Origin of the sequence: Stenotrophomonas daejeonensis, assembly GCF_001431505.1 — a bacterium.
Classification (GTDB): domain Bacteria; phylum Pseudomonadota; class Gammaproteobacteria; order Xanthomonadales; family Xanthomonadaceae; genus Stenotrophomonas; species Stenotrophomonas daejeonensis.
The window spans coordinates 34,665-60,970 of sequence record NZ_LDJP01000032.1 but is presented as its reverse complement, the minus strand read 5'-3'; the positions used below and the strand labels follow the sequence as shown (position 1 = coordinate 60,970).

22 protein-coding genes and 1 riboswitch are annotated in these 26,306 nt (G+C 68.8%); of the genes, 7 read left to right on the top strand and 15 right to left on the bottom strand.

Annotated elements, in window-relative coordinates; all coding sequences use genetic code 11:
- Positions 1-78 precede the first annotated feature (78 nt).
- From ABB34_RS06185 to ABB34_RS06170, 4 genes are all read right to left on the bottom strand, one after another.
- Positions 79-1,173: an NADH:flavin oxidoreductase/NADH oxidase gene (locus tag ABB34_RS06185; RefSeq protein ID WP_057640376.1), complete on the bottom strand. Its 1,095-nt coding sequence runs from the start codon at positions 1,171-1,173 to the stop codon at positions 79-81.
- Positions 1,174-1,285: 112 nt separating this feature from the next.
- A complete protein-coding gene (locus ABB34_RS06180; RefSeq protein ID WP_057640375.1) occupies positions 1,286-1,693 on the bottom strand; it encodes an acyl-CoA thioesterase in 408 nt (135 codons plus the stop codon).
- Positions 1,694-1,805: 112 nt separating this feature from the next.
- Entirely contained in the window at positions 1,806-2,825 is a 1,020-nt protein-coding gene (locus ABB34_RS06175; protein WP_057640374.1) for a ribonucleotide-diphosphate reductase subunit beta, read from the bottom strand.
- Between the two features lie 136 nt (positions 2,826-2,961).
- Positions 2,962-5,349: a ribonucleoside-diphosphate reductase subunit alpha gene (locus ABB34_RS06170; RefSeq protein ID WP_057640373.1), complete on the bottom strand. Its 2,388-nt coding sequence runs from the start codon at positions 5,347-5,349 to the stop codon at positions 2,962-2,964.
- A gap of 180 nt (positions 5,350-5,529) precedes the next feature.
- Positions 5,530-5,735: riboswitch (cobalamin riboswitch) on the bottom strand.
- A 272-nt stretch (positions 5,736-6,007) separates the two neighbouring features.
- Here ABB34_RS06170 and ABB34_RS06165 point away from each other — a divergent pair.
- Complete coding sequence (locus ABB34_RS06165; RefSeq protein WP_057640372.1) at positions 6,008-6,814, top strand: DUF2884 family protein; 807 nt, start codon at positions 6,008-6,010, stop codon at positions 6,812-6,814.
- 124 nt (positions 6,815-6,938) lie between these two features.
- Here the strand turns inward: ABB34_RS06165 and ABB34_RS06160 are convergent, their stop codons facing one another.
- The 5 genes from ABB34_RS06160 to ABB34_RS06140 all read right to left on the bottom strand — a co-directional run bounded on the left by ABB34_RS06160 (position 6,939) and on the right by ABB34_RS06140 (position 11,442).
- Positions 6,939-8,375: a VWA domain-containing protein gene (locus tag ABB34_RS06160; RefSeq protein ID WP_057640371.1), complete on the bottom strand. Its 1,437-nt coding sequence runs from the start codon at positions 8,373-8,375 to the stop codon at positions 6,939-6,941.
- Positions 8,376-8,585: 210 nt separating this feature from the next.
- A complete protein-coding gene (locus ABB34_RS06155) occupies positions 8,586-9,011 on the bottom strand; it encodes an organic hydroperoxide resistance protein (protein ID WP_057640370.1) in 426 nt (141 codons plus the stop codon).
- A 123-nt stretch (positions 9,012-9,134) separates the two neighbouring features.
- Complete coding sequence (locus ABB34_RS06150) at positions 9,135-9,593, bottom strand: MarR family winged helix-turn-helix transcriptional regulator (RefSeq protein WP_057640369.1); 459 nt, start codon at positions 9,591-9,593, stop codon at positions 9,135-9,137.
- An 80-nt stretch (positions 9,594-9,673) separates the two neighbouring features.
- Positions 9,674-10,768: a cell division protein ZapE gene (gene zapE / locus ABB34_RS06145; RefSeq protein WP_057640368.1), complete on the bottom strand. Its 1,095-nt coding sequence runs from the start codon at positions 10,766-10,768 to the stop codon at positions 9,674-9,676.
- A 2-nt stretch (positions 10,769-10,770) separates the two neighbouring features.
- Positions 10,771-11,442, bottom strand: coding sequence for an alpha/beta hydrolase (locus ABB34_RS06140; protein ID WP_057640367.1), 672 nt, complete (start codon positions 11,440-11,442; stop codon positions 10,771-10,773).
- A gap of 67 nt (positions 11,443-11,509) precedes the next feature.
- Between ABB34_RS06140 and ABB34_RS06135 the strand changes: the two genes are divergently transcribed.
- A complete protein-coding gene (locus ABB34_RS06135) occupies positions 11,510-12,373 on the top strand; it encodes an EamA family transporter (protein WP_057640366.1) in 864 nt (287 codons plus the stop codon).
- Positions 12,374-12,506: 133 nt separating this feature from the next.
- Positions 12,507-12,884 carry a MerC family mercury resistance protein gene (locus tag ABB34_RS06130; protein WP_057640365.1) on the top strand — a complete coding sequence of 126 codons (378 nt, stop codon included), beginning with the start codon at positions 12,507-12,509 and terminating at the stop codon, positions 12,882-12,884.
- Positions 12,885-12,914: 30 nt separating this feature from the next.
- On the opposite strand, the gene ABB34_RS06125 is transcribed toward ABB34_RS06130, so the two are convergent.
- The 3 genes from ABB34_RS06125 to ABB34_RS06115 all read right to left on the bottom strand — a co-directional run bounded on the left by ABB34_RS06125 (position 12,915) and on the right by ABB34_RS06115 (position 15,929).
- A complete protein-coding gene (locus ABB34_RS06125) occupies positions 12,915-14,636 on the bottom strand; it encodes an ExeM/NucH family extracellular endonuclease (RefSeq protein WP_152979533.1) in 1,722 nt (573 codons plus the stop codon).
- Between the two features lie 75 nt (positions 14,637-14,711).
- The gene (locus ABB34_RS06120) at positions 14,712-15,233 is read right to left on the bottom strand and encodes a c-type cytochrome (RefSeq protein WP_057640364.1); all 522 of its coding nucleotides are present in this window, start codon (positions 15,231-15,233) and stop codon (positions 14,712-14,714) included.
- Between the two features lie 90 nt (positions 15,234-15,323).
- A complete protein-coding gene (locus ABB34_RS06115; RefSeq protein ID WP_057640363.1) occupies positions 15,324-15,929 on the bottom strand; it encodes a TetR/AcrR family transcriptional regulator in 606 nt (201 codons plus the stop codon).
- Between the two features lie 142 nt (positions 15,930-16,071).
- Here ABB34_RS06115 and ABB34_RS06110 point away from each other — a divergent pair, with 142 nt between their 5' ends.
- The 3 genes from ABB34_RS06110 (at position 16,072) to ABB34_RS06100 (ending at position 20,985) form a co-directional block, all read left to right on the top strand.
- A complete protein-coding gene (locus ABB34_RS06110; protein WP_057640362.1) occupies positions 16,072-17,235 on the top strand; it encodes an isovaleryl-CoA dehydrogenase in 1,164 nt (387 codons plus the stop codon).
- A gap of 149 nt (positions 17,236-17,384) precedes the next feature.
- Positions 17,385-18,995 (top strand): carboxyl transferase domain-containing protein, encoded by a 1,611-nt coding sequence (locus ABB34_RS06105; protein ID WP_057640361.1) that lies wholly within the window; start codon positions 17,385-17,387, stop codon positions 18,993-18,995.
- 19 nt (positions 18,996-19,014) lie between these two features.
- The gene (locus ABB34_RS06100; RefSeq protein WP_057640360.1) at positions 19,015-20,985 is read left to right on the top strand and encodes an acetyl/propionyl/methylcrotonyl-CoA carboxylase subunit alpha; all 1,971 of its coding nucleotides are present in this window, start codon (positions 19,015-19,017) and stop codon (positions 20,983-20,985) included.
- On the opposite strand, the gene ABB34_RS06095 is transcribed toward ABB34_RS06100, so the two are convergent.
- Entirely contained in the window at positions 20,986-22,143 is a 1,158-nt protein-coding gene (locus ABB34_RS06095) for a putative peptide maturation dehydrogenase (RefSeq protein ID WP_057640404.1), read from the bottom strand.
- A gap of 142 nt (positions 22,144-22,285) precedes the next feature.
- On the opposite strand from ABB34_RS06095, the gene ABB34_RS06090 reads away from it, so the two are divergent.
- Positions 22,286-22,570 carry an NHLP-related RiPP peptide gene (locus ABB34_RS06090; protein WP_057640359.1) on the top strand — a complete coding sequence of 95 codons (285 nt, stop codon included), beginning with the start codon at positions 22,286-22,288 and terminating at the stop codon, positions 22,568-22,570.
- Positions 22,571-22,580: 10 nt separating this feature from the next.
- Here ABB34_RS06090 and ABB34_RS06085 read toward each other — a convergent pair whose 3' ends face one another.
- Both ABB34_RS06085 and ABB34_RS06080 read right to left on the bottom strand, forming a co-directional pair.
- Positions 22,581-25,079, bottom strand: coding sequence for a putative peptide modification system cyclase (locus tag ABB34_RS06085; protein ID WP_057640403.1), 2,499 nt, complete (start codon positions 25,077-25,079; stop codon positions 22,581-22,583).
- Between the two features lie 19 nt (positions 25,080-25,098).
- A complete protein-coding gene (locus ABB34_RS06080) occupies positions 25,099-26,145 on the bottom strand; it encodes a GGDEF domain-containing protein (RefSeq protein WP_057640358.1) in 1,047 nt (348 codons plus the stop codon).
- Between the last annotated feature and the right edge of the window lie 161 nt (positions 26,146-26,306).

Sequence of the window (26,306 nt, the reverse complement as noted above, 5' to 3'; positions counted from 1 at the left end):
AAAGACGACCCCTGTAGGTGCGGGGCTTGCCCCGCACAGGACCTTCCCGGCAAAGCCCGTGCCGGGCAAGCCCGGCACCTACGCGAACAACCCGCGCACGCCGTGCGGCTCGCAACGCCGGTAGCGGGGTGCGGCTTCCACCTTCGCGCCCAGTTCGGCTGCCGCATGCCACGGCCAGCGCGGGTCGTAGAGGATGCCGCGGGCGATGCCGATGGCATCGGCACGGCCTTCGGCAAGGATCGCCTCGGCCTGCCGCGCCTCGGTGATCAGGCCCACGGCGATGACCGGCGTGCGCACCTGCGCCTTGATCGCCTCGGCCAGCGGCACCTGGTAGCCGGGGCCGACCGGAATCTGCTGGCGCGGGTCGAGCCCGCCGCTGGAGACGTGGATGAAATCGCTGCCGCGCGCTTCCAGCGCCCGGGCCAGCGCGATGCTCTGCGCGACGTCCCAGCCGCCCTCCACCCAGTCGGTGGCGGAGATGCGCACGCCCACCGCGACGCCGGCCGGCACCGCCGCGCGCACCGCGTCGAACACACGCAGCACCAGCCGCATGCGGTTTTCCAGCGGGCCGCCGTATGCGTCGTCGCGGCGGTTGCTCAGCGGCGACAGGAACTGGTGCAGCAGGTAGCCGTGCGCGGCGTGGATCTCGATCAACTCCAGGCCCAGCCGCGCCGCGCGCCGGGCGGCCTCGGCGAACGCTTCCACCACGCCGTCGATGGCGACCGCGTCCAGTGCCTGCGGCACGGGATCGCCTTCGTTGAACGGCAATGGCGAAGGCGCCAGCACCTGCCAGCCATTCGGCTGGTCCGGGGCGATGGCGGCACCGCCCTCCCACGGGCGCGCGGTCGAGGCCTTGCGCCCGGCATGGGCCAGCTGGATGCCGATGGGCATCGGCGACCAGCGCCGCAGCGAGGCCAGCACCTCGCCCAGCGCCGCCTCGGTGGCGTCGTCCCACAGTCCCAGGTCGGCCCAGCTGATGCGCCCGCACGGCGCCACCGCGGTGGCTTCGAGGATCAGCAGGCCGGCGCCGGACTGCGACAGCATGCCCAGGTGCTGGTCGTGCCAGCTGCTGGCGCGGCCGTCCTCGGCCGCGTACTGGCACATCGGCGCGATCACGATGCGGTTGGGCAGCGACAACGGGCCGAGCTGCAACGGCGAAAACAACAGGCTCACGGCAAGGGGGGTCCGGCGATGGGGTGCGCCATTGCAGCGTCCATCGGCCGGCGCATCAACCGGGCCGGTGGATCACTGCGTCTTGGCGGCCGGGCCGAAGCGGCGCCCCGGTTCAGTCCCGCGGCAGCGGCAGCACCGGCACCCCGGTCGGGTGGCCTTCGGCATCCAGCGCGATCATCACAAAGGTACCCTTGGTGCACAGCTGGCGCGCGCCGCTGAGCAGGTCCTCGGTGACCAGCTCCACCTCCACGTGCATCGAGCTGCGACCGACCCGCACCACCCGGCCGATGGTTTCCACCATCTGCCCGACCCGGATCGGCAGCTTGAAATCGACCTGGTCCGAGCGCGCGGTCACCACCGTGCGGCGCGAGTAGCGGGCGGCGGCGAGGAAGGCGGCCTTGTCCATCCACGCCAGCGCCTGGCCACCGAACAGGGTGCCCATGTGGTTGGTGTGGTTGGGGAAGACGATTTCCGCCATGCGGACTTCGGTGGGCGGGACGGTGGTGTCGGCGGCGTTCATGGCGGGATCGTGGAGTGCGGCGGCGTGGTGCAGGATACGCAGGAGCGGCGATGCCGGGCGTGACACCCGCATGGTGCCACGCCCGGACCGGCGGGGTTTCCCCCGCCCTGCTTCAGAAGTTCATGTCGAAGGCGACCTCGCCCTGCACGCCGACCTGGTAGGCCGACACGCGGCGCTCGAAGAAGTTGGTCAGCTCCTGCACGTCCTGCAGCTCCATGAACGGCAGCGGATTGCGCACGTTGTACTTCCTGGCCATGCCGAGCTTGGCGAAATGGTTGTCGGCGCAGTGCTGCAGGTACTGGCGCATGTCGCGGGTGGAGATACCGGCCACGCCGCCGGAGAGCACGTCCTCGGCGAACTGCACCTCGCATTCGATCGCCTCTTCCAGCATGTCGTAGACCTGCTGTTCCATCCGCGCGTCGAACAGGTCCGGCTCCTCGGCGCGGATGGTGCGCACGCACTCGAAGGCGAACTCCATGTGGCAGCTCTCGTCGCGGAACACCCAGTTGGTGCCCGAAGCCAGGCCCGGCAGCAGGCCGCGCGAGCGGAAGTAATAGACGTAGGCAAAGGCGGCGAAGAAGAACAGGCCCTCGATGCAGGCGGCGAAGCAGATCTGGTTGAGCAGGAACTGGCGGCGCTGCTCGCGCGTCTCGATGCGCTTCAGGCCCTGGATCGAGTCGATCCACTTGAAGCAGAAATCGGCCTTCTTCTTGATCGACTCGATGTTCTCCACCGCGGCGAAGGCCTTGAAGCGCTCCTCCGGGTCGGGCAGGTAGTTGTCGAGCAGGGTCAGGTAGAACTGCACGTGCAGCGCTTCCTCGTACAGCTGGCGCGACAGGTACATGCGCGCCTCGGGCGCGTTGAGGTGCTGGTACAGGTTCAGCACCAGGTTGTTGGAGACGATGGAATCGCCGGTGGCGAAGAACGCGACCAGCCGGTGGATCAGGTGGCGGTCGGCCGGCGACATCTTGTGGTGCAGGTCGGTGATGTCGATCTGGAAGTTGATCTCGTCCACCGTCCAGCTGTTCTTGATCGCGTTGCGGTACATCTCGTAGAAATCCGGGTAACGCATCGGACGCAGGGTCAGTTCGAAACCGGGATCGAGCAGCATCTGGCGGGGTTGTGCGGACATGGGGTGACTCCATTTCCTTCTCCTCTCGGGAGAAGGTGGCGCGGGGCGCCGGGTGAGGGTTCGGCAAGGTGGTGAGGGCGGCTTCGCCGTACCCTCACCCCAACCCCTCTCCCGCGGGGAGAGGGGATTCAGGCGTTTACTGGCAGGCTTCGCAGGCTTCCGGGTTCTCCAGCGAGCAGGCCACGGCCTGCGTCGGGGTGTAGCTGGACACGGTGGTCTTGGCGATCTTGGTGGCCGGGCGCGAGCGCAGGTAGTAGCAGGTCTTGATGCCCTGCTTCCATGCGTACATGTACATCGACGACAGCGCGCCGATGTTCGGGCTTTCCATGAACAGGTTGAGCGAGGCGGACTGGTCGATGAAGGCGCCGCGGCCGGCGGCCATGTCGATCAGCGAGCGCATCGGCAGCTCCCATACCGTGCGGTAGACCGTGCGCAGCGCTTCGGGAATCTGGGCGATGTTCTGGATCGAGCCGTCGGCCAGCTTGATCGCATCGCGCATCTCCGCCGTCCACAGGCCGAGCTGCTTGAGTTCGCCGACCAGGTAGCGGTTGATCTGCAGGAAGTCGCCGGACAGGGTTTCGCGCTTGAACAGGTTGGACACCTGCGGCTCCACGCACTCGTAGCAGCCGGCGATCGAGGCGATGGTCGCGGTCGGGGCGATGGCGATCATCAACGAGTTGCGCAGGCCGTGCTGCTGGATGCGCTCGCGCAATGCATCCCAGCGCGCGGCGTCGGCCGGCACCACGTTCCAGGCGTCGAACTGCAAGGCACCGCTGGCCGCGCGGGTGTCGGCGAACGAGGCATGCCTGCCGCGTTCCTGTGCCAGTTCGCACGAGGTCTCCAGCGCGTGGAAGTAGATTTCCTCGGCGATCTTCGCCGACAGCGCACGCGCGGCGTCGGAGTCGAACGCCAGCCGCTTGCGGAAGAACACGTCCTGCAGGCCCATGCAGCCCAGCCCCACCGGGCGCCAGCGCAGGTTGCCGCGGCGCGCGGTTTCGATCGGGTAGAAATTCAGGTCGATCACCCGGTCGAGCTGGCGCACCGCAAGGCGCACGGTTTCGGCCAGCTTGTCGAAATCGAAGTCGCCGTGCTCGTCGAGATGGTTGCCGAGGTTGATCGAACCGAGGTTGCACACCGCCGTTTCCTCGGCGCTGGTGACTTCCAGGATCTCGGTGCACAGGTTGGACAGGTGGATCACGTTGCCGGCACGCAGGGTCTGGTTGCTGGCGCGGTTGCACTTGTCCTTGAAGGTCATCCAGCCGTTTCCGGTCTCGGCCAGGGTGCGCATCATCCGCGCGTACAGCTTGCGCGCCGGAAGGGTGCGCGCGGCCTTGCCCTGCGCTTCGGCCTGCAGGTAGGCGCGCTCGAACGCCTCGCCGTACAGGTCGGTGAATTCCGGCACCACGCGCGGGTCGAACAGCGACCATTCCTGGTCGGCCTCCACGCGCTGCATGAACAGGTCCGGCACCCAGTTGGCGAGGTTGAGGTTGTGGGTGCGGCGCGAATCGTCGCCGGCGTTGTCGCGCAGTTCGAGGAAATCCTCGATGTCGGCGTGCCAGGTTTCCAGGTACACGCAGGCCGCGCCCTTGCGCTTGCCGCCCTGGTTGACCGCGGCCACCGACGAATCCAGCGTCTTCAGCCACGGCACGATGCCGTTGGAGTGGCCGTTGGTGGACTTGATCAGCGAGCCGCGCGAGCGCACGCGAGTGTAGCTCACGCCGATGCCGCCGCTGAACTTGGACAGCTGCGCGATGTCGCCGTACTTCGCATAAATGGATTCAAGCGAATCCTGCGGCGAATCCAGCAGGAAGCACGAGGACAGCTGCTCGTGGCAGGTGCCGGCGTTGAACAGGGTCGGGCTGGACGGCAGGTAGTCGAGGTTGCCCAGCCGCTGGTACAGCGCCAGCGCCTCGGGCACGTCCTCGGAGAGCGCGCTGGCGATGCGCAGGAAGAACTGCTGCGGCGTCTCGATCACCTTGCGCGTGTGCGGGTGGCGCAGCAGGTAGCGGTCGTACAGCGTGCGCAGGCCGAAGTAGTCGAAGTTGAAGTCCAGCGACGGGTCGATGGCGTCGTTGAGCTTGCGCGCGTTGGTCTGCACGAAGCCGAGCAGGCGGTCGTTGATCAGCCCCACTTCATGGCCGCGGCCCACCGACTGCGAGAACGCGTGGATTTCCTGCCCGGACACTTCCTTGGCGATGAAATTCGCCAGCAGCCGCGCGGCCAGGCGGCCGTACTCGGGCTCTTCGCCGATCAGCAGCGCCGCGGTGCGGATGGAGAGTTCATCCAGCTCCTGCGTGGTCGCGCCGTTGTACAGGCCGGAGATGGTGCGGGTGGCCACGCGCATCGGATCGACCGCATGCAGGCCCTCGCAGCAGCGCTGGATGGCGCGCACGATCTTGTTCAGGTCCACCGGCTCGGTGCTGCCGTTGCGCTTGGCCACGCTCATGGCGGTGGCGGTCGGCGGCGGGGTGAGGTCGAAAGCCGGGGTGGCGGCCACTGCTTCGGCGGTCGGGGTCTGCGACATCTGGCGTCTCCATGCGGGGATGCACGGGCCCGGCCTGTCCCTCGCAGGCGCGGATGGCATCGGAAGCACAGGGTGGGAGCGCGGTGTCGCACGGCCTGCGACCGGCATGGAAACCATGCGGGAGGCCCTGCTGCACCAGCCATCTCCCCCCGGAGATTCCGCGGCCGGCACCGCGCGGCGTGCATCGCGCGGCTGTCGGCAGGTCTTCGGACTCGTGGATGCGGCGGGAATATTTCCCGGCCACCTTGGCCGCCGCTTCCCAGGGCCACCGCCCCAGTGCGAAATCGCGACCTCGTCTCCACCTACCGCTGCGGGGCAGTGCCGGGTTTGGACCGGCTTCCCTTTCAATCCGGGGAATCCCCGGAACCGACGGGCCACAAGATAGTGGGGGTAAATGACGGGGTCAACGCCAAATGTTGTGGATAACCGCGTTTCCCTTGGGGCGCAAGCGATCTGCCCTGCCGGGGCCGGCACGGGCGCGTTGGCCTGCTCGCCGCGGTTGCGCAGTCAAGCCCCGGGAAGCCGATTCAAGGGTGGGAAAACTCCCTGCGCATTCATCGTCCAACCGTCCGGTTGCACCGCCATGACTTCCGGCGGGCGCTGCCGCCAGGCCCGTCGGCGATGCTGCGCCCACGCCCGCCCGAACACGGATGTCCCCATGCGCCGCCTGCTCCTCACCGCCGCCCTGCTCGCCCTGCCGCCGCTGGCCGCCCGCGCCGACACGCTGAAGTCGCCGGAACTGTCCTCCAGCCAGTGCGGGGTCGGCACCGACTACGACGTGCTGGTCGATGGCGGCGGCATCTGGCTGCGCCGGCACGACACCCCCCCGCGCGAGATCGTGTTCCACGACGGCCAGCTGAGCATCGACGGCCACATGCAGGCGGTCAGCGACGCCGATGCGCAACGCCTGCGCGTGCTCGAGGCCGGGGTGCGCCAGCTGATGCCGGCGGTCACCGGCATCGCCAATGAATCGGTGGGGATCAGCTTCGACGTGCTGGACGTCGTCCATGGCTCCCTGACCGGCAAGTTCGATTCGCGCAAGGTGCGCGTCCTGCGCAGGGACGCCGAGCGCTTCGTCGCCTCGACCATCGGCCGCGGGCGCTGGGAGCAGGACCTGTTCGGCGAGGGCTTCGACCAGCGCGTGCAGGATGCGGCCGAATCGCTCAAGGGTTCCATCGCCCGCGGCGTGCTGTGGACCATGCTCACCGGCGGCGAGGAACGCATCGAGAAACGCACCGAGAAGATCGAGGCCGAGCTCGAGCCGAAGATCGAAGCGCGCGCACGCGCCCTGGAACAGCATGCGCAGTCCCTGTGCACCCAGGTGCTGGCACTGGACCGGATACAGTCGGCGCTCGAGTTCCGCTACGACGGCCAGCCGCTGCGGATGATGCGGGTCAGCGGCGACGATGCGCCGGCGCCGGTGGCGAAGGAACTGGCGCCGGACAACGGCATCACCCTGCCGTAGGTCGGGGCTACGCCCCCGACGAAGACATGCTCGAGTTGGCCGGATGTCGGGGGCGTAGCCCCGACCTACCTTCGAAAGCCCGGCGTTGTCGCAGGGAATGCCCCCGCCGGGCCAAGACCCGGCGCTACGGCAACTGCGCCAGTTCCTCGCGCACCAGCCGCACCACCAGCTTGTCAAGCGTATCCACCGAGTAATTGGACACCTCGTGCACGGTCTCGCCGCCGGGGCCGCTGCCGGGGTCGGCCGCATCCTTGTAGGTGAGGAAGATGAAGCGCCCGCCGGTGTACTGCGCGATCTGCCGCTGCACGATCTCGCCGGTGCTGTCCTGCCCCGAGGCGGCCACGCTGAACACCTTGATGCCCTTGCCCAGCGCCGCGAGCATGGTCTGGTCGTAATGCGGTTGCGGATAGTCCATGTGCGGCGGCGCGTCGGCCAGCGACAGCAGCAGGCGCGTGGTCGCCGGGCCGCGCCAGTCCAGCGCCTGCACCGCGTGGTCGAAGGCTTCGTTCATCGCCTCGGGCATGTCGCCGCCGCCACCGGCGCGCACGCCGTCGAGCACCTGCTGGAACGCGGCGACATTGCCGGTCAGGTCCCAGCTGCGCACGAAGTAGTCGTCGCCGCGGTCGCGGTAGGTGACCAGCCCGAGGCACACGTCCGGGCGCGAGGGCAGTTGCTCGATGCCGCGCACGATGTCGCGCAGCGAGCCGCGCAGCTTGTCGATCTCGTCGCCCATCGAGCCGGTGGCATCGACCATGAACACCAGGTCCAGCCGCGCCCGTTCGGGCGTCGCCTGCACCGGCAGCACCACTTCCAGCGCGTTCTTCTGCCCGCGCCGCAGTTGCACCTGCGCCTGCCGGCCATCGCGGCGCACGTCGATGCGGTAGCTGGCCGAATCGCGGTCGTCGAAGGCGTTCAGGTGCAGCCACGCCTGGCCGCCGGCATCGGTACGCGCCCACATGCGCGCGCCATCGGCCGAGGCCACCGCGACCTCGGCGTCGGGCACCGCCCGGCCCTGTGCATCGACCACGCGCAGGCGCTGGCGCACGGTCACGTCGCGCCCCAACCGCACCGACTCGTCATGGCCTTGCAGGAGCTGCAGGAAACCGCCGAAGTCGGCGTTGTCATCGACCACGCCGGCGGTCACCGGCGCCTGCTGCCGGCGTATCGGCGGCAGCGGCCTGCGCGGCGGCGACAAGCGCTCGGCACGGGCGCCGCTGACTACCACCGAATCGAGCGCGGCGGCCGGCATCGGCGCGGGCGGGGCCGGCGGCGATGGGGCGGCTTCCAGCCGCACCCCGTCATGCAGCGCCTTCTCCGCCAGTACCGGCTCCGCACGTTCACGGCGCGGCGGTTGCGGCTGTGGATCGGCCACCTCGCGCATCCGTGGCGTGTCGCTGCATACGGTGGCCGCGGGTGCGCGGAAGTTCGGCGCGGTCTGGCGCTGGCGCCGCGGGTGCTGCACCTGTGCTGCCTGTGCCGGGACCACGCCGGCGGGCTGCGGCCACAGCGGTTCGGCGGCAAGCGCCGGCCACCCGGCCAGCAGCGTCAGGGCGAACGCCATCGAGGAAGCCGGCAGACGGCGGGGGGACGGGCATGCGTGTTTCATTGGTTCCTCCACTGGGGGTGCGTCGTTGCATCCACAGGCAGGAACGGACCATTGCCGTCGATGGGGTCGAGCGCCGGCATCGGGCCGGCGCCCGGTCATCTCCGGTTCGGCTGGCCCACCTCCCCTGCCCCTGCGCGGGACAAGGGAGAAGGCCGGCCGCGAGGCTCAGTCGAGCACGACCAGGTTCACGTCGATGTTGCCGCGGGTGGCGTTGGAGTACGGGCACACCTGGTGCGCCTTGTCGACCAGCGCCTGCGCCTGCTCGCGGGCAAGGCCGGGCACGCGCACGCGCAGCTCGACCTGGATGCCGAAGCCGTCGCCCAGCGGGCCGATGCCGACCTGGCTGTCGATCGAGACCTCGCCCGGCAAGGACACTTTCCCGCGGCTGGCCACCAGTTTCAGCGCGCCGATGAAGCAGGCCGCGTAGCCGGCGGCGAACAGCTCCTCGGGATTGGTGCCGGCACCGCCGGCGCCGCCCAGCTCGGTGGGCGTGCTCAGTTCGAGTTCCAGCCCGGTTTCACCGCGGGCGCGGCCCTGGCGGCCCCCGGTGACGTGGGCCTGGGCGGTATAGGCGACTTTTTCCAGTGACATGGTGTTTCTCCGGTACTCGGGTGGCGCGCTGGGAAAGGGGGTGCCGGGCGCCACGGGCGGCAATATTAATTTGCTATCAAATAGCACGCTATTTTTAAGACGGAAGAAAGCGTCGCGTTCGGTTCATGGCCCCTGCTCCAGGTTCAGCCGCAGGGTTTCCAGTTGCCGCTTGAGCGCGGCCAGTTCGTCCAGCGCGCAGCCGACCGCGCACATCACCTGCTCCGGGATCCGTTCGGCCTTGCGGCGCAGCGCGCGGCCCGCGGCGGTGAGCGCGACGATCACCTGGCGCTCGTCCTCGCGGGCGCGGGTGCGGGTGACCAGGCCGGCCGTCTGCAGGCGCTTGAGCAGCGGGGTCAGCGTGGCCGAGTCCAGGAACAGGCGCTCGCCGATCTCCGAGACGGTCAGCGCGTCGCGCTCCCACAGCACCAGCATCACCAGGTACTGCGAATAGGTCAGGCCCAGCTCCTTCAGCAGCGGCCGGTAGTGCTTGTTCATCGCCAGGTTCGCCGAATACAGCGCGAAGCACAGCTGCCTGTCCAGGCGGAGCAGCGAGGGATCGGCGGCGGCGGTGCGGGAGGCCATGCCCTCAATCTACATCGTGAGAAATTCAATAGCAAGCTATTTATTTCCGGAAATCACGCCCGCTTGCCGGAGCGCACCGCTCAATGGCGGTGCGCGGTACCCAGGTACTCTGCGCTCCGCATCTCGATCAGACGGCTGGCGGTGCGCTCGAAGGCGCCGGCCAGGCGGGTGCCCGTATACAGCAGCGGCGGCGCGTCCTGCGCGGTGCACACCAGGTTGACCTGGCGGTCGTACAGCTCGTCGATCAGGTTGACGAAGCGGCGCGCGGCGTCCTCGTTCATGCGGTCGAAGTGCGGGATGCCGCCGAGCAGCACGGTGTTGAACTCGCGCGCGATCTCGATGTAGTCCGAAGGCCCGCGCGGGCCTTCGCACAGCGCCGGGAAATCGAACCAGACGATGCTCTTGCCGCGCCCGCGCACCGGGATCTTGCGGCCCTCGATGACGATGTTGCCGGCACGCGCGTCCTCGCCGCCGCTCAGCTCCTTCCAACGCCCGGCCAGCCACGCATCGCCGTCGCCTTCCAGCGGCGCGCGGTACACCGGCGAACGGGTCAGCGCGCGCATGCGGTAGTCCTCGGTGCCCTCGGCATACAGCTCCACGCAGTATTTCTGCAACAGGGCGATGGCCGGCAGGAAGCTGTCGCGCTGCAGGCCGTCGAGGTACAGGTTCTCCACCGCGGTATTGGAGGTGGTCACCAGCGTCACGCCCTCGGCGAACAGGCGTTCGAGCAGGCGCGCCAGCAGCATCGCATCGCCGATGTCGGTGACGAAGAACTCGTCCAGCACCAGCACGCGCAGGTTGTTGCGCCATTCCTGGGCGATCTTCGCCAGCGGGTCGCTCTGGCCCTGGTGCTCGCGCAGCCGCTCGTGGATGCCGCGCATGAAGCGGTGGAAATGGGTGCGGTATTTCTGCCTGATCGGCAGGCCGTCGTAGAACAGGTCGACGAGGAAGGTCTTGCCGCGGCCGACGCCGCCCCAGAAATACAGCCCCGGCACCGCCTCGGGCTTCTTCCAGAAGGCGGACAGCCGGTCCAGCCAGCCGTCCTGCTCGGTATCGACGAGGGCCTCGTGGATGCGGTCCAGCTCGGCCAGCGCCGCATGCTGGGCCGGGTCGTCGCGCCAGTCGCCACGGGCCACGCCGGCGGCGTAGCGCTGCGAAGGGGTCGTCGCCGTCATGCTCAGCAGCTGCCGTCGGGCAGCCAGCGCCGCACTTCATGCTGGATCGCGCCGCGCAGGTCGATCAGCTTGCGATGGAAGAAATGGCTGGTGTCGGGCATGCGCACCAGTTGCGGCGGTCTGGCCAGCGACTCCACCCATTGGTAGACCGCCTGCGCATCGACCACTTCGTCGGCATCGCCCTGCACCACCAGCCAGTTCGCCGGCGGCTGCAGCCCGTCGAAATCCCAGGTGCGGCGGCCCACCGGCGGCGCGATCGAGATCAGCGCCTGCGGTTGCAGCGCGGCGCTGGCGCGCAGCGAGACGTAGGCGCCGAAGCTGAAGCCGGCCAGCCACAACGCGCAGTCCGGGCGCTGCGCGCGCACCCATGCGGCCACCGCGCGCAGGTCGTCCTGCTCGCCTTCGCCATTGTCGAACGTGCCGGCCGAGGCGCCGACGCCGCGGAAATTGAAGCGCACCGTGGTCACGCCCAGCTCGCGCAGCGCGCGCGCGGCCATCGTCACCACCTTGTTGTGCATGCTGCCGCCCTCGGTGGACAGCGGGTGGCAGATGACGGCGACGGCGGACTGCGGCACGGCCTCGGCGTCGGCCGGGTCGACGGCGACTTCCAGCGGCCCGGCCGGGCCATCCAGCACCAGCGCCGCCGATTCGGTGGGGAATGTGGGAGTCTGCATTCGGGCATGATACCGGCCCCGCCCGGCGGCTTCATCGCCGCCCCTTGCCCACGGTAGCCCCGACGCGATGCACTTCCTGGTTTCGAGCGTTGTCTGCAGCGTGCTGGTTTCGGTCCTGCTGAAACTGGCGCCGCGGCGCGGCATCGACATCGCCCAGGCGGTGACCTGGAACTACCTGGCCGCCAGCGTGCTGTCGCTGTTGCTGCTCAAGCCCTCGCTGCAATCGCTGCGGGGCGGCCATGCGCCGTGGCCGGCGCTGCTCGGGCTGGCGGTGGCGCTGCCCGGCATCTTCCTGGTGCTGGCGCGCGCGGTGCGCGAGGCCGGCATCGTGCGCAGCGACGTGGCGCAGCGGCTGTCGCTGCTGTTGTCGCTGGGTGCGGCCTTCGTGCTGTTCGGCGAACACGCCAATGGCTGGAAGCTGGCCGGGCTGGGACTGGGGCTGCTGGCGATCGTCGGGGTCAGCGCGCGCAGCGGCGAGGCCACGGTCGCCGCGCCCGGCGGCTGGCGCTGGCTGCTGGCGGTGTGGGTGGGGTTCGCGCTGATCGACGTGCTGCTCAAGCAGGTGGCGCTGTCCGGCACGCCGGCCACCGCCGCGCTGCTGGCCAGCTTCGCCATCGCCTTCGTGCTGATGCTGGGGTGGCAACTGCAACGCCACTTCGGCGGCCGCAGCCGGCTGGGCGCGCGCAACCTCGGTTTCGGCCTGCTGCTGGGCGCGCTCAACTTCGGCAACATCCTGTTCTACGTGCGCGCGCACCAGGCGCTGCCGCACAGCCCGGCCACCATTTTCGCCGGCATGAACATCGGCGTGGTCTGCCTTGGCGCGCTGGTGGGCATCTTCGCCTTCGGCGAGACGACCAGCCGCTGGAACCGCATCGGGCTGGGGCTGGCGGTGATTGCCATCGCATTGATCGCACGCGGCGCCGCCGGCTGATCGCCGTCGGGTTCCAACCCATTCCTCGTCATGGTCAGCCGGGCATCCAACGCAGGCTTCGTTGGCGGCGGAAGCATGGCGAAGGCTCCGGATTATTTTGTTACTATGTAACAAAACAACAAAGGAAATAGCGATGAAGAATGCCGCCACCTGGGCCGATGCCTCGGCCATCGCTTTGTCGGGCCTGTGCCTGCTGCACTGTCTGGCGCTGCCGCTGCTGGCCTCGCTGCTGCCGCTGCTCGGCGCCTGGAGCGAGGCCGAATGGGTGCACGGGCTGTTCGTCGCCCTGGCCCTGCCCGTGACCTGTTACGCGCTGTGGCGCACGCACCGGCGCCAAGCCCTGCCCGGTTCGATGTGGCTATTGGCGGGCGGCGGGCTGTCGTTGCTGGCGGCGGGCGCACTTGGCTGGCCACTGGCCAAGGCCGAAACCAGGCTGACCGTCGCCGGCAGCCTGATGCTGGCCGGCACCCACCTGTGGAACGCGTTGCGCCGCCGGCACGGCCACGGCTGAGCCACGCGCCGGTTGCGGCGGGGCATCCGCCTACGGGTCGTCGAAGCCCAGCAGCAGCGGGTCGTGGTCGGAGCTGCGCCACGGACCCGGCAGGTTGCGGCCCGGGTAGCCGACGTCATCGGCCTCGTCGGCATTGATGTGCCATTCGGCCGCACCCTTCAACCTTGCGGCCATGCCCGGATTGAGCAGGGCGTGGTCGAGGCGGCCGGTCTGGCCGTTGTAGACGTAGCTGTAGGGCTGCACCACGCCGGCCACCTTGAACGCATCCTGCCAGCCATCGGCCTGCAAGCGGCGGATCGGGTCTTCCATCGCGTAGGCATTGAAGTCGCCCAGCAGCACCGCGTCGCGGCTGCCGCTGCCGGTCGGGTCGCCCTGCAACCACTGGTTCAACAGCCGTGCCGATTCGACGCGGGTCGCGTTCCAGCAGCCCTGGCCGTCGTTCTGGTCGGCATCGGCGCCCGTCGCATCGGAGCAGCCCTTGGACTTGAAGTGGTTGGCCACCACCACGAACGGCTTGCCCTTGCGACCCATGCGGAAGGCCTGCGCCAGCGGCACGCGGCTGCGCTCGCCGAACGGTTCGCGCTCCAGCACCGCCGGCTTGCCCAGCGGGGTGATGCGCGAGGCGCGGTAGATGATGCCGACGCGGATCGGGTTGTCGCCCGGTCCCTTGCCGGCATCGACGAACTGCCAGTCGCCGCCATCGGCCGCCGCATTGAGCGCGCGCACCAGCTGCGCGATGGCCGAATCCGGGCCGTAGCCGTCGTTCTCCAGTTCCATCAGCGCGGCCACGTCGGCGCCGAGGCTGCCGATGGTGGCGACCAGCTTGGCCTGCTGTGCCAGCAGCTGTTCCTGCGTTTTCGCGCCGCGCAGGGTCGGGAAGCCGCCGCCGCGGCCATTGCCGTTGAAGTAGTTTTCGAGGTTGAACGCGGCGATGCGCAGGCCACCCGCCACCTGCGGCGGCTGTGGGCGCTCGAGCGCCGGCAGCTGCAGCGGACGGGTCAGCTGCAACCGGTAACCGTCGTCGAAACGCTGGTCGACCACGCCCTCGACGCCTTGCAGCTGCATGCCGGCACGCAGCACCGCGCCTTCCGGCAGGTAGGCCACGCTGTCGGGATTGCGCTTGCTGCTGCCGTCGTCCAGGTGCAACCCACGACGCGCATTGTCGGCCACCACCGCCGCATGTTCGGCACTACCGGCGACCGCCAGCTCGCTGGGTTGCCACAGGCGGCCACCAAAGGCGGCGGTGAGTTCGCCATAGCGCTGCAATCCATCCTGGCCGGCCAGGGTCAGCGGCATGGCGATGCGCACCTGCATGCCTTCCAGTGCTTCCCAACTGGCCGGCACGTCCTGCAACACGGTCACCGCCGGCGCCGGGCGCGCGGCGATCGCCACGACCTTGTCGGCCTGCAACGTGGTCAGGCTGTTGTCGCTTTTGCCGGCGGCCTGCTCCTGCACGGTGCCGGTGATGCGCAGCCACTGACCCTGCCGCGCGGCCGGTTCCGGCCCCATCCGCACGAACAGGCCGTCGGACGTGGTCGCATCACCATCGCCGGCGTCCTGCACGAACACGCCGCCCAATCCCGCGCGCAGGTCAGCCGTGACCATGCCTTCGACCGTGACGCGCTCGCCGTCGTGCGGGCTACGCTCGCCGCTGCCCTGCACCACGCCGATGGCAAGCGGTGGCGGAGTGGCGGAGTACGCCGGGATGGCAACCATCGCGGCGATGGCAAGGAATACGGCTGATCTGCACATGGGCGGCAACTTCACGGGGACGGAAACGAAAGCGCCGCCCGGAAGGCGGCGCGGCGGCTTCGTTGCGGAAGCAGCTTACTTCAGGTTGGCCAGCATCCAGTCCACGGTCGCGTGGATCTGCTCTTCGCTGAGCCCCGGGTTGCCGCCCTTGGGCGGCATCACCCCGCCATCCGGGCCGGTGTAGCCATCGATGGCGTGCTTGTAGAGCGTTTCGGTGCCTTGGGCGATACGGCTGTCCCAGTGGGCGTGGTCCAGCGTCGGCGCCATGCCCACGCCGGTCAGGTGGCAGGCGGTGCAGAGCTTGTCGAAGATCACCTTGCCGTCCAGCGTGCCGTCGTAGGCGCCACCACCGGCGGCGGCCTTGGCCGCGGCGGCTTCGGCGGCGGCGGCCTGCGCCGCGGCACCGGTGCTGCCGGCATAGACCGCGCCGACCGGCGCGATGCGCTCCTCGGTGCGCTTGACCGCATTGGCCGACTCTTCCGTCGGGATGGCCCCCTGCAGGAACGAAGCGAAGAAGATCAGGCCGATCGCGATGACGGTCAGCACGCCGATCACGATGGAGAACCGCTTCAGAAATTCGAGGTCGTAATTCCGCACGTCTTCTTACCCCTGGCGAGTAGTCGATGGACCACAGCTACTCGTCGAGTATAAACCAGCGCCGGGCACCGGCCACAACGGGCGAGCCGGTCACGCACCGGCCGCACGCAGGCAGAACGCGGCGATGGCCTCGACCAGGTGCTCGCCGTCGCGCTGGCCGTCGCGGCTGGGCGCGGTGGGCCCGACCAGCGCCTCGGTGAAAGCGCCGACGATGCAGGCCGCGCCGACGTCCAGGTCCTGCGCGGGGAACTCGCCGCCGCGCACGCCGTCTTCGAGGATGCGGCGGAACACGTCGCCGAACAGCCGCCGGCAGCGGATGCGTTCGGCCTCCACTTCCGGGTCCACCGGCTCGGCGATGAAGGCATAGGCCAGGCCGGGGCCGGCCAGCGCGCGGCGCACGAACGAGGCCACCGCGCGTTGCAGCCGCTGCGCCGCGGGAAGCTGTTCGTCGGCGATGGCCGAAAGGATACGCAGCTCATGCTCGACCGCGGCGGTGAGCACTTCCACGAACAGCTCGGCCTTGGACGGGAAGTGCCGGTAGATCAGCCCGGTGGAAACCCCAGCCTCGGCGGCCACGGCGGTGACCGGCGCGTTGCGGTAGCCGCCGGCGGCGACCAGCCGGCGTGCGGCGGCGAGGATGCGCTCGCGGTTGCCGGCCAGGCGCCGTTCCATCAGTTGCGACCGCTTGTAGGCCATTGGGTGACTCATGGTTCAATTCTTGAATCAGTATTCACTTTTTTGATCCAAGCCGCTAGGCTGCACCCGAACGCCCGCACCGACGGCCCGCCGTCGCCCCCCATCCGGGTGCGCCTTCCCGCCATGCCGCAACGGAGCTTTCATGCACGTCCCTACCCTGTCCTTCGACCTGGGCGAAGAAATCGACCTGCTGCGCGAGAGCGTGGCGCAGTTCGCCGCCGCGCAGATCGCACCGCTGGCCGAAGAGGCCGACGCCACCAACCATTTCCCCAACCAACTCTGGCGCCAGCTCGGCGAGCAGGGCCTGCTGGGCATGACCGTGGAAGCCGAGTACGGCGGCACCGGCATGGGCTACCTGGCGCACGTGGTGGCGATGGAGGAGATCTCGCGTGCCTCCGGCGGCATCGGCCTGTCCTATGGCGCGCACTCCAACCTGTGCCTCAACCAACTGCGCAAGAACGCCAGCGAGGCGCAGAAGCACAAGTACCTGCCGAAGCTGTGCAGCGGCGAATACGTCGGCGCGCTGGCGATGAGCGAGCCGGGCGCAGGTTCGGACGTGGTGTCGATGAAGCTGCGCGCCGACAAGCGCGGCGACCACTACGTGCTCAACGGCAACAAGATGTGGATCACCAACGGCCCGGACGCCGACGTGCTGGTGGTCTATGCCAAGACCGATGCCAACGCCGGCTCGCGCGGCATCACCGCCTTCATCATCGAAAAGGGCATGAAGGGGTTTTCCACCGCGCAGAAGCTGGACAAGCTGGGCATGCGTTCGTCCAACACCTGCGAGCTGGTGTTCGAGGACTGCGAAGTGCCGGCCGAGAACGTGCTGGGCGACGTGGGCGGCGGCGTGAAGGTGCTGATGTCCGGGCTGGACTATGAGCGCGTGGTGCTGTCCGGCGGCCCGCTGGGCTTGATGGCCGCGGCGCTGGACGTGGTGCTGCCCTACGTGCACGAGCGCAAGCAGTTCGGCGAGGCGATCGGTACGTTCCAGTTGATCCAGGCCAAGATTGCCGACATGTACGTCGGCCTCAACGCCTGCCGCGCCTATGTGTATGCGGTGGCGAAAGCCTGCGACCAGGGCCGCACCACGCGGCAGGATGCGGCCGGCGCGATCCTTTATTCGGCCGAGAAGGCGACGTGGGCGGCGGGGCAGGCGATCCAGATCCTCGGCGGCAACGGCTACATCAACGAGTACCCGGCCGGGCGCTTGTGGCGCGATGCCAAGCTTTACGAGATCGGTGCGGGCACTTCGGAGATCCGGCGCATGCTGATCGGGCGCGAGCTGTTCCAGCGCACTGCGTGACTCAAAGCCCCTCTCCCTGCGGGAGAGGGGTTGGGGAGAGGGGCGATGGAGTCCCTATGGTTCGGGCATCACGGACTCCGTTCACCCCTCATCCGGCGCTTCGCGCCACCTTCTCCCGATGGGAGAAGGGAACAGCAGGAACCACCGCCATGACCGTACTGAAATCCCAGTTGCAACCCGGCAGCGACGCCTTCGAAGCCAACCGCGCAGCGATGCAGACGCTGGTCGATGACCTGCGCACGACGCTGGAACGCACCGCCCTTGGCGGCAGCGAGGCGGCACGCGCCAAGCACACCGCACGCGGCAAGCTGCTGGTGCGCGAGCGCATCGACGCCCTGCTCGACCCCGGCAGCCCGTTCCTCGAAATCGCGCCGTTGGCCGCGCACGGCATGTACGACGATCCGGTGCCCGGCGCCGGCATGGTCGCCGGCATCGGCCGCGTGTCCGGGGTGGAATGCCTGATCGTCGCCAACGACGCCACGGTCAAGGGCGGCACCTATTACCCGGTCACGGTGAAGAAGCACCTGCGCGCGCAGGAAATCGCGCAGCAGAACCGGCTGCCGTGCATCTACCTGGTCGATTCCGGCGGCGCCTTCCTGCCGTTGCAGGACGAGGTGTTCCCCGACCGCGACCACTTCGGCCGCATCTTCTACAACCAGGCCAACCTGTCGGCGCAGGGCATCCCGCAGATCGCCTGCGTGATGGGTTCGTGCACCGCCGGCGGCGCCTACGTGCCGGCGATGAGCGACGAAACCGTCATCGTCAAGGAACAGGGCACGATCTTCCTCGGCGGCCCGCCGCTGGTGAAGGCGGCCACCGGCGAGGTGGTCAGCGCCGAGGAGCTGGGCGGCGCCGACGTGCACACGCGCGTCTCCGGCGTCGCCGACCACATGGCCGACAACGACCTGCAGGCGTTGGCACGGGTGCGCGCCATCGTCGCCAACCTCAACTGGCGCAAGCCGGAACCGGGCGTGGCGTTGCAGGCGAGTGAAGAACCGCTGTTCGATGCACGTGAACTGTACGGTGTGATCCCCGCCGACACGCGCAAACCGTACGACGTGCGCGAGGTCATCATGCGCATCGTCGATGGCTCGCGCTTCGACGAGTTCAAGCCGCGCTACGGCAACACGCTGGTGACCGGTTTCGCACACGTACACGGGCATCCAGTCGGCATCATCGCCAACAACGGCATCCTGTTCTCCGAATCCGCGCTCAAGGGCGCGCACTTCATCGAACTGTGCTGCCAGCGCGGCATCCCGCTGCTGTTTTTGCAGAACATCACCGGCTTCATGGTCGGCCGCAAGTACGAACACGGCGGCATCGCCAAGGACGGGGCCAAGTTGGTGATGGCGGTGGCCAATGCACGGGTGCCGAAGTACACGGTGGTGATCGGCGGTTCGTTCGGCGCCGGCAACTACGGCATGTGCGGCCGCGCCTATTCGCCCCACTTCCTGTGGATGTGGCCGAACGCGCGCATCGGCGTGATGGGCGGCGAGCAGGCCGCCAGCGTGCTGGCCACGGTCAAGCGCGACGGCATCGAAGGCAAGGGTGGGCAGTGGGCGGCCGACGAGGAAGAGGCGTTCAAGGCGCCGATCCGCGAGCAGTTCGAGCAGCAAGGCCACCCCTATTACGCCAGCGCGCGGTTGTGGGACGACGGCGTGATCGACCCGGCCGACACCCGCCGCATCCTCGGCCTGGCGCTGGCCGCCAGCCTCAACGCACCCACGCAGGACACGCGCTTCGGCGTGTTCCGCATGTAACGGCGAGCGGAGACCTGCCATGTTCGACAAGATCCTGATCGCCAATCGCGGCGAAATCGCCTGCCGCGTCATCGTCACCTGCCGCCGCCTCGGCATCGCCACCGTGGCGGTGTATTCCGACGCCGACCGCGACGCGCGCCACGTGCGGCTGGCCGACGAAGCCATCCACATCGGCCCCGCGCCCGCGGCGGAAAGCTACCTGCGCGGCGAGGCGATCCTCGACGCCGCCCGTCGCAGCGGCGCGCAGGCGATCCACCCCGGCTACGGCTTCCTGTCCGAGAATGCAGGCTTCGCCCGCGCCTGCGCCGAGGCCGGCATCGTCTTCATCGGCCCGCCGGCCAGCGCCATCGACGCGATGGGCGACAAGAGCGCGGCCAAGGCGCTGATGCAGCAGGCCGGCGTGCCGCTGACGCCGGGTTATCACGGGCAGCGGCAGGACGCCGATTTCCTGCGCGCGCAGGCCGACGCCATCGGCTACCCGGTACTGATCAAGGCCAGCGCCGGCGGCGGTGGCAAGGGCATGCGCAAGGTCGAAGCCAGCACGGACTTCGACGCGGCGCTGGCCAGTTGCCAGCGCGAGGCGCAATCGGCGTTCGGCAACGCGCACGTGCTGGTGGAGAAGTACGTCGAGCGCCCGCGCCACATCGAGATCCAGGTGTTTGGCGACGGCCACGGTAACGTGGTGTACCTGTTCGAGCGCGACTGCTCGGTGCAACGCCGCCACCAGAAGGTGCTGGAGGAAGCGCCCGCGCCGGGCATGACGCCCGAGCGCCGCGCGGCGATGGGCAGGGCCGCTACCGATGCCGCGCGCGCGGTCGGCTATATCGGCGCCGGCACGGTGGAGTTCATCGCCTCGCCTATCGGTGATTTCTATTTCATGGAAATGAACACCCGGCTGCAGGTGGAACACCCGGTCACCGAGCTGATCACCGGCACCGATCTGGTCGAATGGCAGCTGCGCGTAGCCGCCGGCCAGCCGCTGCCGAAGACACAGGAGGAGTTGCATATCCACGGCCACGCCATCGAGGCGCGGCTGTATGCCGAGGACGCCGACCGCGGCTTCCTGCCCTCCACCGGCACCCTGCGCCACCTGCGCCTGCCGGCCGCCGATGGGCACGTGCGCGTGGATGCCGGTGTCGAGCAGGGCGATGCGATCAGCCCGTACTACGACCCGATGATCGCCAAGCTGATCGTCCATGACGTGGACCGCGACAGCGCGCTGCGGCGCATGCAGCGGGCGCTGGCGCAGTGCCAGGTGGTCGGCGTGACCACGAACGCGGCGTTCCTGCGCCGGCTGGTGCTGACCGATTCGTTCCGCAGCGCCAATCTCGACACCGCGCTGATCGAGCGCGAACGCGAGGCGCTGGATGTGCAGCACGCCGAGCCCGACGCGGCCGACTGGGCCATCGCGGCGGTGCTGGCGACGCAGCCGAGCGCACCCGCACCCACCACTGCCTCAGCCTGGGAACACAATGACGGCTGGCGTCTGTGCGGCCGCGCGCCACGCCGCGTGCTGCTGCAACACCGCGAGCAACGGCGCACCGCCGTACTGCATGCCAATGACGATGGTTGGCGCGTCGAACTGGAAGACGACGTGATCGCCGTCAGCGGACGGGCCGATGGCCGGTGCTTCGCCCTGCAAGTCGATGGCCGGCTCCGGCGCGGCGACCATGTTGTCGAAGACGGTGCGCTGTACCTGTTCGGCGAAGACCGCCCGCTGCGTTTCGAGCTGCACGACCCGGTGGCCGACGCCGACCAACCGGCAGCCGAAGGCGGCGGCCTGCTGGCGCCGATGCCCGGCCGCGTCATCGCCCTGCTGGCCGAACCCGGCACCCGCGTCGCCCGCGGCACGCCCCTGCTGGTGATGGAGGCGATGAAGATGGAGCACACCCTGCAGGCGCCGGCCGACGGCAGCGTGCAGTGGTTCCGGGTCAAGGCCGGCGACCAGGTGGGCGACGGCGCGATGCTGGTGGATTTCGAGGCGGACTGATCACCCCCACACGCGGTGTGCCGGATCGAACTCGGTGGTCTGCTGCCGCACCGCGCGCCAGCCGACACCGAAGATCGCCACGGCACCCTGCCGGACGCCATCCAGGCCCAGCGCCTGGTCGGTGTCGGCCTCGTTGATCGCGGCGGTAACGAAAGCGCCGAGGCCTGCCTCGGTGGCGCACAGGTACAACGCCTGCGACACGTGGCCCACGTCCAGCAGCACGGCGCGGTAGGCCTTGGCATGGTTGCGGTACTTCCAGAAGCAGCGCTCGAAGCGCGGCGCCAGCACGAGCATCGCCGGGGCATCGGCGAACCACTCCTGGCCCGACAGCATCGTGCATGCAAGCCGGGCCAGTTCCGCAGCGGGCGGCGAAGGCAGCGCCAGCAACGCATGCTCGACCGGGTGGTAGTGATAGAAGCCCGAAGCAAGGCCTTCGACGTTCTGCACCAGCAGATAGGTTTCCACCGGGTGCAGGCCGCCACCGGAAGGAACGTGCTTCTTCAGGAACACGGTATCCGGCGCGGCCTCGACGGTGGCCTGCGCCATCACCGTCCGTTGCAGCAGCCGTGCCAGCGAGGGCAGCGGCAAGGGACGATCGCGATCGAAGTTCCGGCAGGTGGCACGGCGCCCCAGCAATGCATCGAATGCGTCGTCGGCCTGCCTTGGCAGCGGCGCATAGCTGCCATCGCGCGGCTGTACCGCCGGTGGCGGTGCGCCGAAATTGCGGCGCAGGTCATTGGCCGTGACCAGGCCACGCGCATGCATGTCGCCGACGCTGTCCACGCCCTGCCAGCGCGAATGCCGGTGCGCCACTGCCGCCAGCGGCCACCAGTGCGCGTCACACATGGCCTGGTCACGCGCCAGATGCCGCGCATGCTCGGGTTGGTCGCCCAGCAACAGCCCCAGTTCCAGCAACCGCAGCACTGCCGGCGAGGCGCATTGCTGCTCGCTTGGTTCCTGCCAGCGCCGGGCGCTGAACGCACCCAGCAGGGCACACTCGGCCGCATCCACGGCAACGGCCTGGTCCAGATGCGCGGCCAGGGCGACCCAGGCCACCTCGCTGTCCACCTCGGCCTTGCCACGCAGGATTGCGGCAAGGCCGAACGAAACCCGCTCGCGCGGTTCCAGCAACAGGTGGGTACAACGGCGGACACGCATGGCGGCTTCCCGGATCATTCCATGCCGGCCGGCATGGCGGTCGCACGATACCCCATCGTGCCGCATATCCACGCCCGCTCCACGGGTTGCTCAACTTGCCCCGATCACGGCCGATATCACGTTCTCACCTTGGAAAAGCGCCATGACTGCAAGTCGATTGACTCCCTCCGAAGCGTCCACCTTGCTGGATCATCTGATCGACGATGCCGCATTCCGCACGTCGTTCACCACCGACCCGGCTGCGGCGCTGGCTTCCCTCGGCATGGATGTCGATCACCACGAGTGTCTAAAGGTCGACATGCTGGCATCACCGGAAGAATTGCAGCAGGTGCGTGCCGAATTGGAAGCTTATCTGACTGCATCCACCATGCCGATGACGGTGGTGTTCTGCTTCGAGGCCGGCAAGGTCGGCGACGCCATCGGTTGATTAACGCCCATCAAGGTGCAGAGAGATCATCCACCGATGACGCCGCCATGGCGACGTCATGCACGTTGAGTGGCTGCAACACCTTCATCGCCATCAGTTCGGCAATGGCCTGGCCGCGATGGGCCAGCAACCATTGCCGCTGGCGGCTGGCCCCAGCGGCGTCTCCCGACAGGCGATGCGACTCCAGCAACACCACATGGGCCTGCACGGGCTCGCTGCCATCCAGCAATGGCTGCAGGGCCGCTATCGCAGCATCAGCCCTGGCGTCCTGCAGGTACGCCATCGCCTGCACGAGGCGATACCACTTGGCGACGACCGGGCTGCGCTGCGCCTCGATCACGTCATGGTTTTCACGCAACAGGCGTGAAGCCAAGGCACCCTGTCCCTGGCGTTGCGCCAGGTAGATCAGGGCCAGCATCTGCAGGTTGTGGTCCCGCCACGCCGGATCGTCCGTCTTCCGCAGCAGGGGAGAAAGCTGCTTGGCAATCGCATCCAGCCGGGTAATCCCGTCCTTTTTGCAAAGCACATCAATGCTGGCATACAGCAATTGCTGGTGGATCTGCAGATAAGCCACGGTCGGTTTGGTCCGGTCGGACACCACGGTCGCCCGCATCGCAGCGCAATCGTCCCGGTCCGCTTGCACCAGCAGGCGCGCACGCAAGTTCATCAGGCTCTGCAGCGAATCCCCGCCGTTGTCGAGCCTGGCCAGCAGCTGCTCGGCCTGCTCGTTGCGCCGCAACGCGACCAATGCATCCACCTCAGCATCATCGGCATCGCCTTTACCCTCAAGCTCGTGTGCCTGGCGCAGGGTTCGCAGTGCCAGTTCGGGCTGGTTGAGCGCTATATGAATCTGGCCCAGCTGCACCATCGGGTAGATCCGCAGGTGGTCCTGCGGCACTGCTGCCGCGCGGGCGAACGGCTCGGCCTCGCTGAAACGATTGTCCTGGAGCAGGTACCAGGAGGTATTGGAAAGACCGGCGAACGAGTCGGGATAGAGCCTGGCCAAGGCGCGCCAATTCTCCAGCGGCCAGCCACCGGGTTCCAGCTCGGCCTGCCATGCCTTCAGGTACAGACGTTCGCGATGCGGCAGGTGCGACTGCAAGGCCAATGCCTTCTGCAACTGTTCGCGCGCCGGCTGCATCTCGCCGATGCGGGCGTGCAGCTTCGCCAGCCCCGCGTAGGCCAGCGCGAATTCGGGGTCGATCTCCACCGCGGCCTGGTACAGGTTGCGCGCCTCCTCGAAACTGCGCTTTCCCATCGCGGTTTCCGCCAGTGCATAGGAACGCAGCGCGCGCAGGCTGCCGGTGGAGGCGCGCGACAACGGGATCGACTTCTGCAACTCGGCAACCGACTCCCCTAGCCCCTTGCGCAACTGGTTGAGGACATCGTCCACGGCGGCGGCGGCCTTGTCCGGGGCGGTGGCGACGGCATGATAGGTACGCACCACGCTGTCCGCGTTCGGATCCACCAGGTCGATGGCGATCCGGTAACCATCGCCATGCCGCGTCACCACGGGCAGCAGCACCGCGCGCGCACCCTCGCGGATGGCAACGTCCACCGCCAGGCTGCGGTCGAGCGTGGCATCAGCCGGCTTCCTGGCCATCTCCAGGCTCTCGCGGACCTTGCCTTCGGACAACACGTTCACATAGCGCGATTGTTCCAGCCCGAGCATGACCGCCTGGCGGATCGACGCGTCGAACACCGATTCGCCGGTGCTGTTGGCGACGTCCCCCATCACCACCCAGTCGCGCTCGGCGAAGGCGATGGCCGGCTCCGGGCGGGTAGCGAACCAGAGGCCGACACCCAGCGCCAACAGCAGGGCCGCTTCGGCCACCAGCGCCAGCGGACTGCGCCACAACGGCAGGTCGCGCCGGGCCTTGGGCGAGCTGCGCGGCATGCGCAGCGGGGCGAAGCCCGGCACACCGGCTTCGAACACTTCCTGCGCGGTGGGCACGCCCTTGAAACGCCAGCGCCCGTGCGACTTCCACAGCAGTTGCCCGCCGGACTCGCCCAGCTCCGGCACCGCGCGGCGGGTCAGCGATTCGGCCACCGCCGACAGCAGGATCTGCCCGGGCCGGGCCAGCGCCATCAGCCGCGCCGCCAGCGGCTTGGCCAGGCCTTCCACTTCCAGCGACTTGGCGCCGGCCTGCACCGCCTCGGCGCTGTTGTGCCAGGTCAGCACTTCGCCGACGTGCATGCCGGCGCGGGCATGCAGCACCAGGCCGCGGGCGCGGCCCAGCTCGCGCAGGCCGCGCAGGTAGTCGATGGCGAAGGCCAGGCCGTTGATCGGGCGCTCGAACAACAGCAGCAGACCGTCGGAACGGTCGATCAGCCGCCCCTTCCATTGCTGCTGCAGTTGCAGCACCAGACGGTCGTGCTGCTGGAACAGCTCGGCGGCGGCGGCATCGCCCAGTTTCTCCACCAGCGCGACCGAGTCGCACAGGTCGGTCAGCAGCAGGGTGCGCACCTGCGGCGCGGGAGTCGCCGGCGTTCCCCCTGCATCCTGCATGGCCAGCTCCGGCAGCACGTCAGTTCGCCCCGAGCCAATCCCGCGGCCATTGCAGCCGGTTGCCGCCGAGCCGCTTGGCTTCGTACATCGCGCTGTCGGCCAGCGCGTACCAGTCGTTCCAGTCGCTGCGCGGGTCGAGCAGGCAGGCGCCGATGCTCACCGGGCAGATCCGCGGCACCGGCTGCGCGCGTTCCAGCAGCCCGTGCACCGCCTGCAGGATGAAGCCGGCCACGTGCGCCAGCTTCTCCGCATCGGCTTCCTGCACCAGCAGGCAGAACTCGTCGCCGCCCAGCCGGCAGGCCAGCCCGTCGACCTGCACCACCGAGCGCAGGATGTTGGCGACCGCCTGCAGCACGCGGTCGCCGACCAGGTGGCCGTATTCGTCGTTGATGTGCTTGAAATGGTCGCAGTCGATCAGCAGCAGGCCCTGCGGCGGCATGCGCCGCGACTGCCGGCATTCCTGCAGGTACAGGGTCAGGCCGCGGCGGTTGTCCAGCCCGGTCAGTTCGTCGGTGCGCACCAGCTCCTCGGTGTGGTTGAGCTGGTGGGTGGTGGTGTAGAGGTTGTCCAGCGCCGCTTCGAGGTCGTGGTTGCGGTGCCGCAACTGCCGGATCAGCAGCTGCTCGTTGGACACCACGCGCATGATGGTGCGGCGCAGGAAATAGGCGATCAGGCCCGGGGCGCGGTCCACCAGCCGCTGGAAGTCGTCGTGGCCCAGTTCCAGCAGCACCACGTCGGTGGAGGCCTGGGCGTCGGCGCCGCGGCGGTGGTTGCCGATCAGCAGGCCCAGTTCGCCGAAGAATTCGCCCGGCCCGAGGTACTTGACCATCAGGTCCTCGCCGAAATCCAGGTCGACGATGCCGCTGCGGATGACGTACATGGAACTGCCGAATTCGCCGCTGTGGAACAGTACCTGCCCGGCGGGGACCTCGCGCACGTGGCCGAATTCGGCGAACAGGGCGGCTTCGGCGGGCGACAGCACCGGATGCACGATCTCGGCCATCGCCGTGGCGGCGACGCTCTGCTCGTGTTCATCCGCCCTGATTGCAGCCCCGTTGCCGTTCATCTCCCGCCCCTGCCGCCCCGGTAATCCCCGCTCCTGCGGGTCATCCGGGCAGCATAGCACCGGTGAAAGCGTGCGGCACATCGCAATCCGCAGGGACTGCGCGCGCATTTCGATACGGAAACGGGCGGCCCGCAGGTCGCCCGTTCCTCCATCCTCCCGGC

Excerpts from the sequence above, each read along its gene's own strand:
- ABB34_RS06180 (WP_057640375.1), bottom strand. The coding sequence starts at position 1,693 with ATGAACGCCGCCGACACCACCGTCCCGCCCACCGAAGTCCGCATGGCG.
- ABB34_RS06175 (WP_057640374.1), bottom strand. The coding sequence starts at position 2,825 with ATGTCCGCACAACCCCGCCAGATGCTGCTCGATCCCGGTTTCGAACTG.
- ABB34_RS06170 (WP_057640373.1), bottom strand. The coding sequence starts at position 5,349 with ATGTCGCAGACCCCGACCGCCGAAGCAGTGGCCGCCACCCCGGCTTTC.
- ABB34_RS06165 (WP_057640372.1), top strand. The coding sequence starts at position 6,008 with ATGCGCCGCCTGCTCCTCACCGCCGCCCTGCTCGCCCTGCCGCCGCTG.
- ABB34_RS06160 (WP_057640371.1), bottom strand. The coding sequence starts at position 8,375 with ATGGCGTTCGCCCTGACGCTGCTGGCCGGGTGGCCGGCGCTTGCCGCC.
- ABB34_RS06155 (WP_057640370.1), bottom strand. The coding sequence starts at position 9,011 with ATGTCACTGGAAAAAGTCGCCTATACCGCCCAGGCCCACGTCACCGGG.
- ABB34_RS06150 (WP_057640369.1), bottom strand. The coding sequence starts at position 9,593 with ATGGCCTCCCGCACCGCCGCCGCCGATCCCTCGCTGCTCCGCCTGGAC.
- zapE (WP_057640368.1), bottom strand. The coding sequence starts at position 10,768 with ATGACGGCGACGACCCCTTCGCAGCGCTACGCCGCCGGCGTGGCCCGT.
- ABB34_RS06140 (WP_057640367.1), bottom strand. The coding sequence starts at position 11,442 with ATGCAGACTCCCACATTCCCCACCGAATCGGCGGCGCTGGTGCTGGAT.
- ABB34_RS06135 (WP_057640366.1), top strand. The coding sequence starts at position 11,510 with ATGCACTTCCTGGTTTCGAGCGTTGTCTGCAGCGTGCTGGTTTCGGTC.
- ABB34_RS06130 (WP_057640365.1), top strand. The coding sequence starts at position 12,507 with ATGAAGAATGCCGCCACCTGGGCCGATGCCTCGGCCATCGCTTTGTCG.
- ABB34_RS06125 (WP_152979533.1), bottom strand. The coding sequence starts at position 14,636 with ATGTGCAGATCAGCCGTATTCCTTGCCATCGCCGCGATGGTTGCCATC.
- ABB34_RS06115 (WP_057640363.1), bottom strand. The coding sequence starts at position 15,929 with ATGGCCTACAAGCGGTCGCAACTGATGGAACGGCGCCTGGCCGGCAAC.
- ABB34_RS06110 (WP_057640362.1), top strand. The coding sequence starts at position 16,072 with ATGCACGTCCCTACCCTGTCCTTCGACCTGGGCGAAGAAATCGACCTG.
- ABB34_RS06105 (WP_057640361.1), top strand. The coding sequence starts at position 17,385 with ATGACCGTACTGAAATCCCAGTTGCAACCCGGCAGCGACGCCTTCGAA.
- ABB34_RS06100 (WP_057640360.1), top strand. The coding sequence starts at position 19,015 with ATGTTCGACAAGATCCTGATCGCCAATCGCGGCGAAATCGCCTGCCGC.
- ABB34_RS06095 (WP_057640404.1), bottom strand. The coding sequence starts at position 22,143 with ATGCGTGTCCGCCGTTGTACCCACCTGTTGCTGGAACCGCGCGAGCGG.
- ABB34_RS06090 (WP_057640359.1), top strand. The coding sequence starts at position 22,286 with ATGACTGCAAGTCGATTGACTCCCTCCGAAGCGTCCACCTTGCTGGAT.
- ABB34_RS06085 (WP_057640403.1), bottom strand. The coding sequence starts at position 25,079 with ATGCAGGATGCAGGGGGAACGCCGGCGACTCCCGCGCCGCAGGTGCGC.
- ABB34_RS06080 (WP_057640358.1), bottom strand. The coding sequence starts at position 26,145 with ATGAACGGCAACGGGGCTGCAATCAGGGCGGATGAACACGAGCAGAGC.